Source organism: Paenibacillus mendelii (genome assembly GCF_024498075.1).
GTDB classification, from domain to species: domain Bacteria; phylum Bacillota; class Bacilli; order Paenibacillales; family Paenibacillaceae; genus Paenibacillus_Z; species Paenibacillus_Z mendelii.
The window spans coordinates 1-871 of the sequence record NZ_JANHOF010000068.1 but is presented as its reverse complement, the minus strand read 5'-3'; the positions used below and the strand labels follow the sequence as shown (position 1 = coordinate 871).

General features: G+C 39.7%; 2 protein-coding genes. Both read left to right on the top strand.

Annotated features, from left to right (window positions below):
- The coding region (locus NNL21_RS36065; RefSeq protein ID WP_256555728.1) for a hypothetical protein at window positions 1–205 on the top strand (205 nt) is incomplete at its 5' end.
- 331 nt (window positions 206–536) lie between these two features.
- Window positions 537–788 (top strand): hypothetical protein, encoded by a 252-nt coding sequence (locus NNL21_RS36060; RefSeq protein WP_256555727.1) that lies wholly within the window; start codon window positions 537–539, stop codon window positions 786–788.
- The last annotated feature ends 83 nt before the right edge of the window (window positions 789–871 follow it).

Sequence of the window (871 nt, the reverse complement as noted above, 5' to 3'; positions counted from 1 at the left end):
TTTTAAGGGCTATGACCCGTTGCGTACTCCCATCGTACCGAGGCGCTTTTCCTTTTGCAAAGATGAAATTAATCCATCTACAGGAATGCTAACGGAGAACTTTAGTTCAATGATCAAGGAGCAGTTGCCGCGGCGGCAACTGCTCCTTCTGCCATTAAGTTATTGGGCAGCATATCGGAACTTTCCACAGATTGGAGGCGTATGAGAAGGTAACCTATTTATAATGGGAGGGGCTAATTATGGCACAATATTTTGCTGCCGTATTATTCTTCACATTGATTATTTACTTCCTTACCTCCAGTGTACTGCAAACAAATTCACCCTCAACTGATCTACTCCTTTCAATAATAATTTCGCACTTACTTGTTGAAAAACTTTCCACCATAGATAAGAAATAAACGTGGTAGCTGGCTACTCGATCGGCTCTGCCTTTTCGTTAAGCTATCGGGCAGTTTAGCGCAACTTAAAAGTAAAAATGTGGTATTGTTTTATGTACCGAATCGGATTGGTTAAGTAGAACTGGAGGTGGCATGGTATTGATTAGGTTTATGGTTTACTCCTTAGTTTTGTTTCTATTTGGACTCTTTAGTATCGCTGCTGGTCTATTTAAAGGGAAAGATTGGGTTGCGGATTTCATTAACCCGTCTAAAATCGAGAGCGTTGATGAGCTAGTAAGAATAACCAATGCATTTATTTACTTGCCTGTCATTTTTGGAGGATTAATAATCGTACTCGGGCTAATTATTTTTGCAATTGTTTTTAATAATTGGACAAAGAAATATCTTTAAGTGAGCCAACGCTTATTGACCTCCCTCAGTACGATTTAGTTTTCTCACGAATGCTCGCTTATTCGCAGGATTTCACCCTTGCC